This is a genomic window from Variovorax sp. F042, assembly GCF_057814215.1.
The window spans coordinates 124160-138178 of record NZ_JBVASX010000013.1; the positions used below are offsets into that span (position 1 = coordinate 124160).

15 protein-coding genes are annotated in these 14019 nt (G+C 66.7%); 7 read left to right on the forward strand and 8 right to left on the reverse strand.

The window, feature by feature from the left end:
• Window positions 1–27 precede the first annotated feature (27 nt).
• Window positions 28–666 (forward strand): glutathione S-transferase family protein, encoded by a 639-nt coding sequence (locus ACZYSP_RS28865; RefSeq protein WP_093080281.1) that lies wholly within the window; start codon window positions 28–30, stop codon window positions 664–666.
• Between the two features lie 149 nt (window positions 667–815).
• Here the strand turns inward: ACZYSP_RS28865 and ACZYSP_RS28870 are convergent, their stop codons facing one another.
• Together ACZYSP_RS28870 and phaC are read right to left on the reverse strand one after the other, a co-directional pair.
• Window positions 816–1994 carry an acetyl-CoA C-acetyltransferase gene (locus ACZYSP_RS28870; RefSeq protein ID WP_093052636.1) on the reverse strand — a complete coding sequence of 393 codons (1179 nt, stop codon included), beginning with the start codon at window positions 1992–1994 and terminating at the stop codon, window positions 816–818.
• A gap of 49 nt (window positions 1995–2043) precedes the next feature.
• On the reverse strand, window positions 2044–3807 hold the full coding sequence (gene phaC / locus ACZYSP_RS28875; protein ID WP_093053196.1) for a class I poly(R)-hydroxyalkanoic acid synthase: 1764 nt from the start codon (window positions 3805–3807) through the stop codon (window positions 2044–2046).
• Window positions 3808–3920: 113 nt separating this feature from the next.
• Between phaC and ACZYSP_RS28880 the strand changes: the two genes are divergently transcribed.
• On the forward strand, window positions 3921–4244 hold the full coding sequence (locus ACZYSP_RS28880) for a hypothetical protein (protein WP_093080278.1): 324 nt from the start codon (window positions 3921–3923) through the stop codon (window positions 4242–4244).
• Here ACZYSP_RS28880 and pgeF read toward each other — a convergent pair.
• Genes pgeF through ACZYSP_RS28895 form a run of 3 tightly spaced genes read right to left on the reverse strand, consistent with a single transcriptional unit; the run spans window position 4176 to window position 6528 of the window.
• Window positions 4176–4934, reverse strand: a complete 759-nt coding sequence (gene pgeF, locus ACZYSP_RS28885; RefSeq protein ID WP_489017920.1) for a peptidoglycan editing factor PgeF — start codon at window positions 4932–4934, stop codon at window positions 4176–4178. The genes ACZYSP_RS28880 and pgeF overlap by 69 nt on opposite strands.
• Before the next feature lie 5 nt (window positions 4935–4939).
• Window positions 4940–5578 carry a maleylacetoacetate isomerase gene (gene maiA / locus ACZYSP_RS28890; RefSeq protein WP_093080273.1) on the reverse strand — a complete coding sequence of 213 codons (639 nt, stop codon included), beginning with the start codon at window positions 5576–5578 and terminating at the stop codon, window positions 4940–4942.
• A 23-nt stretch (window positions 5579–5601) separates the two neighbouring features.
• Window positions 5602–6528, reverse strand: a complete 927-nt coding sequence (locus tag ACZYSP_RS28895; protein WP_093052649.1) for a tetratricopeptide repeat protein — start codon at window positions 6526–6528, stop codon at window positions 5602–5604.
• Between the two features lie 127 nt (window positions 6529–6655).
• Between ACZYSP_RS28895 and ACZYSP_RS28900 the strand changes: the two genes are divergently transcribed.
• The 4 genes from ACZYSP_RS28900 (at window position 6656) to ACZYSP_RS28915 (ending at window position 9082) form a co-directional block, all read left to right on the forward strand.
• The gene (locus tag ACZYSP_RS28900; protein WP_093080270.1) at window positions 6656–7357 is read left to right on the forward strand and encodes a fumarylacetoacetate hydrolase family protein; all 702 of its coding nucleotides are present in this window, start codon (window positions 6656–6658) and stop codon (window positions 7355–7357) included.
• 17 nt (window positions 7358–7374) lie between these two features.
• Window positions 7375–7926, forward strand: coding sequence for an NUDIX hydrolase (locus ACZYSP_RS28905; protein ID WP_093052657.1), 552 nt, complete (start codon window positions 7375–7377; stop codon window positions 7924–7926).
• A gap of 17 nt (window positions 7927–7943) precedes the next feature.
• Window positions 7944–8426, forward strand: a complete 483-nt coding sequence (locus ACZYSP_RS28910; protein ID WP_093052660.1) for a CreA family protein — start codon at window positions 7944–7946, stop codon at window positions 8424–8426.
• A gap of 143 nt (window positions 8427–8569) precedes the next feature.
• Window positions 8570–9082, forward strand: coding sequence for a murein hydrolase activator EnvC family protein (locus ACZYSP_RS28915; RefSeq protein ID WP_093080268.1), 513 nt, complete (start codon window positions 8570–8572; stop codon window positions 9080–9082).
• 88 nt (window positions 9083–9170) lie between these two features.
• On the opposite strand, the gene ACZYSP_RS28920 is transcribed toward ACZYSP_RS28915, so the two are convergent.
• From ACZYSP_RS28920 to ACZYSP_RS28930, 3 genes are all read right to left on the reverse strand, one after another.
• The gene (locus ACZYSP_RS28920; RefSeq protein WP_093080265.1) at window positions 9171–11078 is read right to left on the reverse strand and encodes a hypothetical protein; all 1908 of its coding nucleotides are present in this window, start codon (window positions 11076–11078) and stop codon (window positions 9171–9173) included.
• A gap of 120 nt (window positions 11079–11198) precedes the next feature.
• A complete protein-coding gene (locus ACZYSP_RS28925; protein WP_093080263.1) occupies window positions 11199–12827 on the reverse strand; it encodes a phospholipase D family protein in 1629 nt (542 codons plus the stop codon).
• Between the two features lie 95 nt (window positions 12828–12922).
• Window positions 12923–13153, reverse strand: coding sequence for a hypothetical protein (locus ACZYSP_RS28930; RefSeq protein WP_093080462.1), 231 nt, complete (start codon window positions 13151–13153; stop codon window positions 12923–12925).
• Window positions 13154–13323: 170 nt separating this feature from the next.
• On the opposite strand from ACZYSP_RS28930, the gene alkB reads away from it, so the two are divergent.
• Window positions 13324–14016 (forward strand): DNA oxidative demethylase AlkB, encoded by a 693-nt coding sequence (gene alkB, locus ACZYSP_RS28935; RefSeq protein ID WP_093080260.1) that lies wholly within the window; start codon window positions 13324–13326, stop codon window positions 14014–14016.
• Window positions 14017–14019 lie beyond the last annotated feature (3 nt).

Below are 14019 nucleotides of genomic sequence, written 5' to 3' on the forward strand. Positions count from 1 at the left end.
CGATGAGTTCCAGGAGTTGGACGGACGATGATCATTCTCTACGACTGCGCTACCGCACCCAGCCCGCGGCGCGCGCGCATCCTGCTTGCCGAGAAGGGCATTGCCCATGAGACCGTGCAGGTAGACCTCGCCCGTGGTGAGCAAATGGGCGATGCCTACCGCGCGATCAACCCGCAATGCACCGTGCCGGCACTACGCACCGATGACGATGACGGTCTGCTGCTGACCGATAACGCCGCCATCGCTGCCTGGCTGGAGGCCCGTTACCCGCAGCCGCCGCTGATGGGCAGCACGCCAAAGGAAAAAGCCGAGATCGCCAGCTGGAACTGGCGCATCGAATTCGAAGGCCTGCTGGCCATTGCCGAGACGCTGCGCAACGGCTCGCCGGCCATGGCCGATCGGGCGCTGCCCGGGCCGGTGAACTACGCCCAGATTCCCGAACTGGCGCAGCGCGGATTGGCACGGGTGCATCAGTTCTTCGAGACGCTGAATGAGCGGCTGGCCGGTCGCGACTTCATCGCCGCCGACCAGTTCAGCATTGCCGACATCACCGCCGTGGTGGCGGTGGACTTCGCCCGCGTGGTGCGGGTCAAGCCCGGGGAACAGCACCCCGAGTTGCTGCGCTGGCGCGCGGCGATGGCGCAGCGGCCGTCGATGTCGCGCTGAGCGACGGGCCGTGGGGCCCGTCGGCAGAGAAGGTGTGAAGAAACCGTCGCGAGCGCCCTGAGGTCGCGTCGAGGACCGGAGCCGTACCCAGGTACGGTGAGGACCGCAGATGCGAGATCGGGGTGCGCAGCAGGTTTATTCGCGCCTTCTCAGCGCTCGATGGTCAGCGCAACGCCCATGCCGCCGCCGATGCACAGCGAGGCAATGCCCTTCTTGGCGTTCTGGCGCTGCATTTCGTGCAGCAGCGTCACCAGGATGCGACAGCCCGACGCGCCGATCGGGTGGCCGATGGCGATGGCGCCGCCGTTGACGTTCACCTTGTTCACGTCCCAGCCCATTTCGCGGTTCACGGCACAGGCCTGTGCTGCGAAGGCTTCGTTGATCTCGAGCAGGTCGAGGTCGGCGGCCTTCCAGCCGGCGCGCTGCAGCGCCTTGGTCGATGCGGGCACCGGGCCCATGCCCATGATGGCGGGGTCGAGGCCGGCGGTGGCGTAGCTGGCGATGCGGCCCAGCGGCTTCAGGCCGAGGGCGGCGGCCTTCTTGGCCGTCATCACCATCACGGCTGCTGCGCCGTCGTTCAGGCCCGAGGCATTGCCCGCCGTCACGCCGCCAGCCTTGTCGAAGGCGGGGCGCAGGCCGGCCAGGCCTTCGGCGCTGGTCTTGCGGTTGATGAACTCGTCCTGGTTGAAGACGATGGGGTCGCCCTTCTTCTGCGGAATGCTCACGCCGACGATCTCGTCCTTGAACTTGCCAGCGTCCTGCGCGGCGGCGGCCTTGGTCTGGCTGCCGAGTGCCAGTTCGTCTTGTGCGGCACGGTCGATGCCGAACTTCTTGGCCACGTTCTCGGCGGTGATGCCCATGTGGTACTGGTTGTAGACGTCCCACAGGCCGTCCACGATCATGGTGTCGACCAGCTTCCAGTCGCCCATGCGCTGGCCGTTGCGCGAGTTGGGCAGCACGTGCGGCGCGGCGCTCATGTTTTCCTGGCCGCCGGCAATGACGATTTCGCTGTCGCCCGTGGCAACGGCCTGCGCCGCCAGCATCACTGCCTTCAGGCCCGAGCCGCACACGGCGTTGATGGTGAGCGCGGGGGTTTCCTTGGCGCCGCCGCTCTTGAGCCATGCCTGGCGCGCGGGGTTCTGGCCCGCGCCGGCCGCGAGCACCTGGCCCATGATGGCCTCGCCGACCTGCTCGGCCGTGAGGTTGGCGCGTGCAATCACTTCCTTGATCACGATCGCACCCAGCTCCGTGGCCGAGATGCCGGCGAGCGAGCCGCCGAACTTGCCGACCGCCGTGCGTGCTGCCGAAACGATGACGATGTCTTCCATGAGGTTCTCCGTTGAAGTGATTTGAAATCGAGGTGTAGCGAAGCGAAGGTCAGGCGCGAGCCTTGACGTAGCGTCCCGGCGCCGGTTCGATGGCTTTGTAAGCCTTGCCGTTGCCGTACGCCTTGGGCGCGGGGACCTGTTTGCCCGCGTGCCCCTTGAGCCATTGTGCCCAGTCGGTCCACCAGCTGCCGGGATGCTCCTGCGCGCCGACAAGCCATTCGGCCTGCGTCTTCGGGAACTTGCCGTCGTCGCGGATCCAATGGCTGCGCTTGTTCTTGACCGGCGGGTTGATCACGCCGGCGATGTGGCCCGACGCGCCCATGACGAAGCGCTTCTTGCCCGGCAGCAGTTGCGTGGAGGCATACGCGCCGCCAATGGGCACGATGTGGTCCTCGCGCGAGCCGTAGATGTAGGCCGGAATGTCGATGTTGCCCAGGTCGATCTTCTCGCCACATACGGTGAGTGCATTCGGCTTGGCGAGCTTGTTCTCGTGGTACGTGTTGCGCAGGTACCAGGCGTAGAACGGACCCGGCAGGTTGGTGGCGTCGCTGTTCCAGTACAGCAGGTCGAAGGGGGGCGGCGTCTCGCCCTTGAGGTAGTTGCCGACCACGTAGTTCCACACAAGATCGTTGGGCCGCAGGAAGCTGAAGGTCGAGGCCAGGTCGCCGCCCGGAAGCAGGCCACCCTTGCCGAGCTGCATTTCGCGGTACGCCACCATCGTCTCGTCCACGAAGATGTCGAGGATGCCGGTGTCGCTGAAGTCGAGGAAGGTGGTCAGCAGCGTGACCGACGCGGCCGGCTTCTCGCCGCGCGCCGCAAGCACCGCGAGCGCGGTGCTCAGGATGGTGCCGCCCACGCAGAAGCCGAGCGTGTTGATCTGCTTGCTGCCGCTGATCTCCTGCACCGTGTGGATCGCCTTGATGGCGGCGTTCTCGATGTAGTCGTCCCAGGTGGCCTTGTCCATCGATTCATCAGGGTTGCGCCAGCTCACCACGAACACGCGATGGCCCTGGTCGTTCGCATAGCGGATCAGCGAGTTCTCGGGCTGCAGGTCGAGGATGTAGAACTTGTTGATGCACGGCGGCACCAGCAGGAACGGCCGCTCGTACACCTTGGGCGTGAGCGGCTTGTATTCGAGCAGCTGGAAGAACTCGTTCTCGAACACCACGGCGCCTTCGGTGGTGGCCACGTTGCGCCCAACTTCGAAGGCGCTCTCGTCGGTCATGCTGAGGTGGCCCTGCTTCACGTCGTGCAGCAGGTTCTGGATGCCCTTTGCAATGCTCTCGCCCTGCGTGTCGATGGCCTTCTTCTGCGCTTCGGCATTGAAGGCCAGCGAGTTGCTGGGCGCCGAGGCGGCCATCCATTGCTCGACTGCGAAGCGCATGCGCGCCTTGGTCTTTTCGTCGGCGTCGATGGCCTCTGCCATGCCGAGCATGGTGCGGCCGTTGAGCAGGTAGACGGCCGCCGAGAAGGCCGACAGCGGGTTGTTGCCCCAGGCATCGCCGGCAAAGCGCTTGTCGCCTTCAGGCTTGGCGGCGAAGCCCTGGCGCCAGAGTTCTGTGGCTTCCGCCAGGTACTGCTGCTGGATGGACTGGAGTTTTTCGGGGTCGATGGAGAACTTGGGCAGCTCGGGCATCTTTGCGCCCTGCGGCAATTGCCATAGCGGCGTCCCGCCGACGTTGAAGGCCGAAGCCCCCGGTACGGTGCCCTGTGCGACGGACTGCTGGAACGACTCCAGCGCCTTGCTCCATCCCTCTGAAAGTGCCTGCTGAAAGGGCGCGAACGCATCGGCCCCCGTGGCTTGTTGCTTCATCATGTCTCCTGGTCCTCGCCTGAAACGATACGGATGGCTTGCGTGTTTTGAGTATCCTGCATTCACAAGGCACTCACAACGCCGCCCCCTTTGCTTACCAACTGAAACTTCTCGTGTTTATCCATCTGATCGTCATCGGTTGGTTGTATGTCGCCGTGATGATGGCGGTGGCCGAAGCCACCAACACCAACGGCACGGTGCTGGGCGCCATCTTCACATTTCTTTTGTACGGATTGGCGCCGGTGGCACTGGTGGTTTACCTGATGGGCACGCCTGCGCGGCGCCGCGCGATCAAACAGCGCGAGGTCGAAGCGCAGGAAGCCGCCCGGCGTGCCGCGGCCGAAGAGGCCGCATCGCAAGGCGCGGGCTCAGACCTTCCAGACCAGGGCAGCGAAGCGGCCGCTGACGCCGTCGCGCCGGTGCGAAAAGAACCGTGACGGGTTGCCGACGGTGCACCAGCCGTCGCTGCCGTCGTTGCCGTGAACGGCTTCGATGCCCACCGCGCGCAGCCGCTGGCGTGCCAATGCGGGCAGGTCGGCCAGCCATTTGCCGGTCGCCGGCGCAGGCCTGAAGCAGGATGCCGCTTCGGGCGCATGCGCTTCAAAGACTGCCTTGACCTCCGGGCCGACCTCGAACGCCTTGGGGCCGATGCAGGGGCCCAGCCAGGCAATGACCCGGGCCGCGCCATCCACCTTGAAAGCCTTGGCGGTCTGTTCGAGCACCCCGCCCGCAAGCCCGCGCCACCCGGCGTGCGCAGCCGCCGCGCGGCGGCCTTCTTCATCGGTGAAGAGCACGGGTAGGCAGTCGGCCACCATGATCGTGCAGGCCAGACCGGCCGCCGTAGCCGTGCAGGCATCGGCAGCAGTACCGTCGCGTACCACGTCCTGTGCGGCATCGAGTGCGACGACGCCAGTGCCGTGCACCTGCTGCAGGAATACGGGGCGCGCGCCGATGGCCATGCGCAAACGGTTCCGGTTCTCTGCCACGAGCGCGAGTTCATCGCCCACGTGATCACCGAGATTCAGGCTCTCATAGCGCCCCCGCGAAACCCCGCCGTCACGCGTGGTGCACACGGCCCGCACGTTCGGCGGCGCAGGCCAGTCGGGCACGAGCCAGCGCTCGTTCATGAGGCTCAGGCCTCCGCGTCGGGCGCCTGCGAGGGCTGCGCGCGCTGGAAGGCGTCGAGCTCCATGCAGGCCTCGAAGGCGGCCATGGTGCGCGGCAGGCCGCTGAAGTCGCAGTCGAAGCGGCGGCCGTTGAAGATCTGCGGGACCAGGCAGCAGTCGGCCATGGTGGGCGTGTTGCCCCAGCAGTAGATGCCGGCGGGGTACTGCGCAAGCTGGCGTTCGAAGGCCAGCATGCCGTCGCGCACCCAGTGGCGGTACCAGGCGTTCTTGGCCTCGTCGTCGAGCTTCAGGTCTTTCACCAGGTACTTGAGCACGCGCAGGTTGTTGAGCGGGTGGATCTCGCAGGCGATCGACTGCGACAGTGCGCGCACGTGGGCGCGGCCCACCGGGTCGCTCGGCAGCAGCGCCGGCTCGGGGTGCACTTCGTCGAGGTATTCCATGATGGCCATCGATTGCGAGAAGCGCTCGCCCTCGTCTTCGAGCAGCGGCACCAGCCTGTCGGCCGAGATGGCGGAATAAGGACCGGTGCGATGGTCGCCGCGCGCGATGTGCACGGGAACGTAATCGAAATCGAGGCCCTTCAGGTTGAGGGCGATGCGCACGCGGAACGAGGCGGAGGAGCGGAAATAGTTATGCAGCTTCATGATTTCTCAAGCATAGCGCTCCCTCAGGAGCGGGGCGTGGCCGCAAGCACGCAGCGGAAGTCGTGCAGCGTGGCCTTGGGTGATGTGGTGGAGATGGCGTTGCGCCATTCGTCGAGGATGCGGCGCGCGGCCGCCTCCTCGCGCGCGGCGATGCCGATGCGCCATGGCCCCAGCGTGCCCGGCTCCTCGCCGGCCGCGTGGTTGTGCTGGCCCTCGCCGAAGGGGCGGCCTTCGGAGCAGGCGCGGCAGAGCATCTGCATGCTGGTGGTCCAGTTCTCGGCGCTGGCGCCGGCGGCCTCGAAGCGCTGGACGAGCGCGTCGATGTCTTCCCTGGTCGCGTCCTCGACGGTGGCCTCGTAGGTCGAATAGTCCGACGGCGCAATCAGTTCGAGCGCGTCGAACACCGGCACCTCGCGGTCGCCGCGCAGGCGGTAGCCGTTGGCCGCGCCGTCGTGCAGCACGAGGTCGCCGTAGCGGTGGCCGCAGTCCGGCGTGGGCACGTTGCGCAGGATGGCGCGAGCCGGATCGATGCGGTCGGCCCACACCACTTCGCTGGCCTCGTCGCCGTGCACGCGAATGGGCGTGAGTCCGATGAAAAGATCGACCGGGCCTTCGCCGTCCGCCACCTCGATGCCGTACTGCCGCCAGGCGCTGCGCGCCGTCGCCCAGTCGCCCAACGCCGTGGCGGCGATGCCCAGGTTCCATATCGCGCCTTCGTTGCGCGGCTCGCATTGCACGGCCCGGGCGTTGGCCTGCAGCGAGGCGGCCCAGTCGCCGCGGTACTTGTGGATGAGGCCGGCGTTGTACCAGGGGGCCGACCAGTACGGATGCACGGCGCTGGCCTGGGCATAGGCTTGCAGCGCGCCGTCCTGGTCGCCCTCCTCGTCGCGCTGGCGGCCGAGTTCGTTGAGGGCGTTGGCTTTGCCGGCTTTGCCGATTCGGATGGGCATGGTCGAAATGAACGGATGCGGGAAGGCACGGGGGAGATAAGACAAGACAGGCGCCTATTGTGAGCCTCCCGCCTCTGGCACACTGCCGGTCTCCCGCTTAGGTTTCGCTGAAAAAGGACACGTCGAAATGGCTTCCGAGTTTGTCTTCGCCCCGCCCGCCACCGTTTCGGTGTCGGTGGCCGGCCAGCCCGCCCGCTTTCCGGTGCACCGCATCTACTGCGTGGGCCGCAACTACGAAGATCACGCCAAGGAAATGGGCTTCACCGGCCGCGAGCCGCCCTTCTTCTTCATGAAGCCGGCCGATGCGCTGGTGGCGGTCGATGCGGGCCAGACCGGCACCATGGCCTACCCCACGCTCACGAAGAACCTGCACCACGAGATCGAACTCGTGGTTGCCATCGGCACCGGCGGCAAGAACATTGCGGCCGCCGATGCGCACAAGCACATCTACGGCTACGCGGTCGGCCTCGACATGACGCGCCGCGACCTGCAGAACGACATGAAGAAACAGGGCCGCCCCTGGGACATCGGCAAGAGCTTCGAGCAGAGCGCGCCCATCGGGCCGATCGTGCCCGTGGCGCAGGCCGGCGACGCCGAAAAGGCCGAGATCTCGCTGCAGGTGAACGGCACCGACCGCCAGCGCAGCAACGTGAGCAAGCTGATCTGGAACGTAGCCGAAACCATCGAGCACCTGTCAGCCGCGTGGGAGCTGCAGCCCGGCGACCTGATCTTCACGGGCACGCCCGAAGGCGTGGCCGCCGTGGTGGCAGGCGACACGCTCGTGGGCGAAGTCGCGGGCCTGCCGACGTTGACCGTCAAGGTCGTCTGAAGACGGCGGCCGGTTTCATGCTCCTGCGCGTACCCATCAAGCACTGCAAGAACTGTGGCACCGCGGTGGTCTACCGCGTGCCGGACGACGGCGACACCAAGCAGCGCGCCGTCTGCCCGGCCTGCCACACCATCCACTACGAGAACCCGTTGAACGTGGTCGGCACCATTCCGGTCCTGGGCGACAAGGTGTTGCTGTGCAAGCGCAACATCGAGCCGCGCTGGGGCAAGTGGACGCTGCCGGCCGGCTTCATGGAACTCGAGGAAACCACCGCCCAGGGCGCGGCTCGCGAGACCGACGAAGAGGCCGGTGCCAACTACGTGATGGAGGGGCTGTTCTCCGTCATCAGCGTGGTGCGCGTGGGCCAGGTGCACCTGTTCTATCGCGCCCGCCTGCTCGACGACAAGTTCGATCCGGGCCACGAGACCATCGAGGCGAAGCTCTTCACCGAAGAAGAAATTCCCTGGGACGAGATCGCCTTTCGCACCGTGCGCGAAACGCTCGAGCACTACTTCGAGGACCGGCGGCGAGGCAGCTTCGACCGCGTCCACACGATCGACATCGTTTGAAAAAACCGCACACACCCATGACGCTTCGCTCCACCCTGCTTCGCGCCGCGCTCGGCTTCGGGTTCATCCTGGCCGCGACGGCACACGCGGAGACGGTGGGCGACGTCGACACCGCATTCAAGCTCATCGGGCCCGACCACAAGATCGTGATCGAGGCCTACGACGACCCCAAGGTCACTGGCGTTACCTGCTATGTCTCGCGCGCCAAGACCGGCGGGCTGGCCGGTGCCTTCGGCGTGGCCGAGGACAAGTCGGAGGCCTCCATTGCCTGCCGCCAGGTCGGCCCCGTGAGCATCACGCAGCCGCTGCCCAAGCGCGAAGAGGTCTACAGCGAACGGCTGTCGGTACTCTTCAAGCGCCTGCGTGTGGTGCGCATGGTCGATGCAAAGCGCAACACGCTGGTCTACCTCACCTACTCCGACCTGCTGATCGACGGTTCGCCCAAGAACAGCGTGACGGCGGTGCCCATCGACCGCGGTACGCCGATCCCGCTGAAATAGCCTCGGCCGGCCTTCAATGGCCACTTCGCGCCGGGTTGCTCTTCGAGCGCCGACGCATGAGTTTGCTAGCATCTGCCGCTTGGCCCGCCCGGCGAGCCAGACCGCAGGAACCCTCCGCAACGAACCCGTTCCAACAGAGCGCCATGCACCTTCAGACTTTTGTTTTACGTACCGGCGCCGCAGCGTTGCTTGCCGCGAGCCTCGCGGCCTGCTCCACGGTCGACCTCAACACCCCGTGGCCGGCCCCGGCGGTCAAGCCGCCACCGGTCCAGCAACGCCCGGCAGCCCTGTTCATCCGCCCCGCGAACGGCGCAACCATCGCCCGCTTCGACGGCGACCGCATCAAGGGCATCGACATCGCCGGCAACCTCGGCGACCCGGTCGTCGCTTCGGCCGATGGCCGCGTGGTGTACGTGGGCGGCGAACTGCCGGCCTACGGCAACATGGTCATCGTGAAACACAACGAGACCTTCCTTACCGCTTACGCGCACGTGCAGACCATCCTCGTGAAGGAAAACGCGGTGGTGCGCCAGGGCGACAAGATCGCCGAAATGGGCCGCAGCAATGCCGACCGCGTGAAGCTGCGCTTCGAGATCCGCAAGAACGGCACGGCCGTCGACCCCGAGCCGTACCTCAGCGGACGGCTGCAGCAGTAGCCTCCGCGCAGCAGCCCGCCTGCTGGCGCCGTGCCCATGAAAAAGCCCCCTCACGGGGGCTTTCGGCTTTGAGGGGTGCCCCGGGGCCTCAGTTCTGGTCGCGAAGCGCCAGTTCGCGCCAGTTGGCGTCGTACGTACTGACGTACATGTTCCTGAAGACGACGGAACCCTGCGCCGGCAGATTGAAAGTCTTCGAAGCCGTACCCGCAGCCGACGGCGCGACGTCGGCCCGGTCCTGCGCACCGGCAGAAGGGCCGGACGCCAGATTCAGGAAGAACTCCGCGGCGAAGCCGGGGTTCAGGTCCGTGGCGCTGACGGCGAAGTCGCTGCCTCCTGCGTAGGACGCGAGGGCTGGCGTGGTCGAGAAGCCCGGGTAAGTTGCGGCTGCCGCCTCCGCCAGCGTCATCGGCCGGCCATGGAAGCGATGCTTGTAGACGATGTCGAAACCACTGAACTTGGCCACCGTCGAGCCGTCGCTTTCGTAGGCCGTGAAGGTGTACTCGGGCGTGGCGGAAATCGCCGCGATCGCGCTGTCGCTCAGGCCGGCGGTCGACAGGCCGCTGCAGTTCGACGTCAGGTAGTAATAGTTGTTGTTGGGGGAGCCCTGGATCGGCCAATCGCCGCCGCCCGAAGGACGCATGTGGCGCAAGCCGCCCGCGGGCAGCCCCGGCCCGGTAACGACAACCGAGGCGACGTTGCCGCTGTTGCCGGTGTTCGTGTCCTGAATCGCGAACTGCAGCGAACTGCTCACGCAACCCGTCGCCTTCTCCTTGGTGGAGTGGATGTGCGGGTTGATGTCCAGCACGCGCCCGTCGCCGCGCAGGCGCCACGTGCCGTCAGTGCCCTTGACAATCTGCATGCCCTGGTTGTTGCTGAAGGCGACGCCGTTCTTGTCCTTGTGCGTGAATTCGACATACGCGCGCGGGCTCGTGTTGTTCGCGTCGATGGTGTAGTTGATCCGCTGGATGACCACGTCCGTGAAGCTCGCGCCCACGAGGCTGGGGTCCGACGCCGCGTCGCCGGCGAACTGCGCCGCGTTCAGGTCGGAGGACCGGAAGCCGTAGGTTCCGGTGGCGGGATTGCTGCCGTCGGTCATGAGGGGCAGCAATTCGGCCGGCGCGGGCAGCCCGTTCGCGAACTTGCCCACGAAGTCCGACAGCACCTTGCGGATCAGCGTGATGTCGTCCGCCGCCGTGCCCATGCCGTCGCCGCTCAGCGGCGTCGTGGAGGTCTCGGCCGCAGCCTTCACTGCCAGGTCGTCGGCAATCTGCTGCTGCGTGACGATGTTGGTGATGGTTGCCACGTTGGTGGCCGGGTCCACGCTCACGCGCAGCACGTCGAGCGCCTTGTCCAACGCGCTCGACAGCGGCGTGAAGGCGGTGCGCAACAGGTCGATGCTGGCATCCACACCCAGCGCCAGCAGCACCGGCAGCAGCTTGGCCTTCAGGCCGTCGGATTCGGCCTTGAGTTCGTCGGCCGTGAGCGAGGCGAACTCGCCGCCGTCGAAATACTGCTCGGCCAGCCGGCCGGCGATATTGGCCACCACGAGGTCGGTCAGCGGCGTGATGTTGATGGTGCCGTTGGCATCCGCGGCGGTCGCGGCCGAATGGATCACCGTGCGCTCGCCGCCCACCGTGCCTTCGGCGCGAAAGACGAAAGGCGCCGTCATGCCGCTCACGTCGATGTTGTAGTTGCCGTCGACCAGTGCCACGGTCTTGGTAACGCCCTTGGCGTCCTTGACGGTGACGGTACCCACCAGAGGCAGGCCGGAGGCTGCGGTGCCCGAAAACGTAACCGGCGTGGATGCGGCCGGCGGATCGCTGGCCGGCGGGTTGCCGCCGCCCGCGGCCGGGAAGCCGGCGAACCCGCCGCCACCGCCGCCCCCACCCCCGCCGCAGGCTGCGAGCGAGATCAGGAGCGCCACTGCGCATGCGGAACGCGTCGTCTTGAAGAAAAGCGGGCTGGAAGCCTCGGCGGTCGCGAAGTTTGTTTTCATGGATGGTTTTTCAGGTGAAAGGGCAAACAAAAGAATCAACTCGTAACACGAGCGTTGCGATTCTTCTGTGCCCCTCCCTTCCTCACCATCCTCTGTTTTGAGGATGCGGGCCGATGCTGGCTAGAGCAGGCTCTCGGGTACCAGCGGCGCCAGCAGTTCCAGCTTCCAGCGCGACCAGAAGTCCGTTTCGGGCTCCTGGTGCAGGATGGTGTCGGCCGCGTCCCCCGAGGCCGGGCTCACCCACTCGATGGCGCCCGTCGGCCCCAGTTGCAGCTGGTAGGCGCCGTCCAGCCGGAGAAAACCGATCAGGCTGGTGAGCTGCTGCGCAATCTGCGGGCTGAAGATGAAGATGCCGACCTCGGTGTTGTGCAGCATCGAGCGCGGGTCGAAGTTCATCGAGCCGATGAACACGATCTTGCGATCGACCACCGCCGACTTGCCATGCAGCCGCCCGCTGGCCGAGCCGTACATGCCGAAGCGTTTGGTCTGCTCCACCCGCTTGGGGCTCAGCTCGTACAGCTCCACGCCCAGGCGCAGCATTTCGGGGCGGTAGCGGCGGTAGCCGATGTGCACCAGCGACTCATCGGTGGCCGCCAGCGAATTGGTGACGATGGTGTAGGGCACGCCGTTGCCGCGCACGAGGCGGATCGTCTCCATGCCGCCGCGGCCCGGAATCAGGTAGGGCGTGGTCTGCATGACCTCGTTCTCGGCGCCGCGCACGTAGCGCCGCACGTTGTAGAGCACGCTGTCCTTCGACTCGTCGGCGGGCAGGCCACGCGCTTCTTCGGTCGGCCCGAGCGCCTTGGCAGGCGGGTCGGCGTATGCCTCGGCGCGGGCCCACACCAGCTTCAGCGCGCCCGCGTCCAGGTCCTTGGCCAGCGGATTGTTGCCCAGCAGGTCGGTGGAGTCGGGCTCTTCGGGGTGCAGCTGGTCGGGGCCGGAGGTCAGCCGGTCGAAGCGCTCGCGCAGCTGCCGCGGGGTTTCGCCGGTGGGCGGCACCAGCGACTCGATGGGGTACACATAAGGGCTGTTCCAGTACATGTCGAACAGCGACGACAGCTTGGGCACCACGGCGCCGGCCACCAGCGTGTCGATGTCGATGAAGTTCGAGCCCCCGTCGCGCAGGAAGTACTCGTTGGCCATGTTGCGCCCGCCCATCACGCCAATGGTGTTGTCCACCACGTAGAGCTTGTTGTGCATGCGGCGGTGCACGCGGTCGAAGTCGAGGATCGACCAGGCCCAGCGCGTGCCGAAGCGGTCGCGCCCCGCGGGGAACGGGTTGAAGAGCCGCACCTCGACGTTCGGATGCGAGGCGAAGCTGGCGAAGAGCGGGTCGGCGCCGGCGGTGTAAAGGTCGTCCACCAGCAGCCGCACGCGCACGCCGCGGTCGGCCGCGTCGCGCAGGGCGCGCAGCAGGTAGCGGCCGGTCTCGTCGTTCTGCACGAGGTAGTACTGCACGTCGATGGAGCGCTGCGCGCGACGCGCAAGCTCGATGCGCGCGTGCAGCGAGAACTGCGGCATCGGCAGCAGCCTGAACCCGCTCAGCGGCTCGCCGGGCGGAGAAGCCGCCTTCACAAGGCGGCCGAGCGTGGTATCCGAGCCGTCATTGATTGCGACGGAGGGTTTGCGCTGCACGTCGACGGGCAGTCCGGCGCAGCCGGCCATGCACAGCGCGACGATGCCGAGCAGCAGCCACGACAGCCACCGGGCGCGCGGTCTGTCAGCAGCCCGACAAGGAGAGTTCGGCATTGGAACGACGAGGCGTGGGTTGGAGCGTGGATCGAAAGGCTCGCGGTTTCTACCACGCGCCTGCCGACCTTGCTGTGCCGCCGCACGCGTTCAGTTCAATGCTCGCGCGCCGGCCCCCATTGCCTGACGAAATGGTCCGCCCGCAGCGTTGCCCGCTCGATCGCCGCGTCCCATGTCAGCTGCTGGGTAATCACCAGGGCGCAGCGCGGAATGCCGCGCAGACTCAACTCGCAAATGCCGGCATAGGTGCCGCTCGGCGTGCGCATGAGTTCGAACCAACCCGTCCAGCCTTCTGGAACGCTGAGGGGAAGTCGAGCGCTGTCCATGATGAGCACACCGTATTCCTTTTATTGCGCAGTTTCAAGAATTGAAACCCTAAGCACTACTTATGACTGGGGAGCCGAGGCTAAGTGCAACACCGCCAAACGACATCACCCGAACATGGGAGCTCCGGCGAATTGGGGCCGAGGCGGCTTTTCGGCAAAGATCGAGGGGCATGAACTCAACGACGAGCTCCCGAAACTCCCGTAGCGGCGGATCCCCCACCCTTTCACTGTTCGACGACCCGCCGCGCGAGGCGCTTGAACGGCTCGGCCCCGGCGCCTTCGTGCTGCCCGGTTTCGCCCTGCCCTTCGCCGACGCGCTCCTGCCGGCCATCGAAACGCTGGCGGAACGCGCGCCCTTCCGCCACCTCGTCACACCGGGCGGCTTCACCATGTCCGTCGCGCTGACCAACTGCGGTGCGCTCGGCTGGACCAGCGACCGGCGCGGCTACCGCTACAGCGCCACCGACCCCGATAGCGGCAAGCCCTGGCCCGCCATGCCCGAGCCGTTCACGCGACTGGCGCGCGAGGCAGCCTCGACGGCCGGCTTCGACGGCTTCGCACCCGATGCCTGCCTGATCAACCGTTACGCGCCGGGCGCGCGGCTGTCGCTGCACCAGGACAAGGACGAGCACGACTACGGCGCGCCCATCGTCTCGGTGTCGCTCGGCATGCCCGCCGTCTTTCTGTTCGGCGGGCATGCGCGCAGCGACAAGACGGTGCGCGTACCGCTGGTGCACGGCGACGTCGTGGCCTGGGGTGGCGAAGACCGGCTGCGCTACCACGGCGTGCTGCCCCTGAAAGACGAGCCGCACCCATTGCTGGGCGCGACGCGCATCAACCTCACATTCCGCAAGGCGGGCTGACAC